The 204-nt window shown below is 50.0% G+C and carries 1 rRNA gene; it reads right to left on the bottom strand.

Going from position 1 to position 204, the window contains the following annotated elements:
* Window positions 1-203 (bottom strand): 16S ribosomal RNA (locus ACVYAD_RS25355); the annotation flags it as partial.
* Window position 204: the final 1 nt, after the last annotated feature.

The following is a 204-nucleotide window of genomic DNA, read 5'->3' as shown; positions in this document are numbered from 1 at the left end:
TTTCACCATGAAGTGAAATAGATTATTCGGTATTAGCCCCGGTTTCCCGGAGTTATCCCAAACTATAAGGTAGGTTGCCCACGTGTTACTCACCCGTCCGCCGCTAACGTCAAAGGAGCAAGCTCCTCATCTGTTCGCTCGACTTGCATGTATTAGGCACGCCGCCAGCGTTCGTCCTGAGCCAGGATCAAACTCTCCATAAAA

Source organism: Lysinibacillus sp. G1-3, assembly GCF_056322905.1.
The sequence above is the reverse complement of the archived record's forward strand: the minus strand, read 5'-3'. Positions and strand labels throughout refer to the sequence as shown.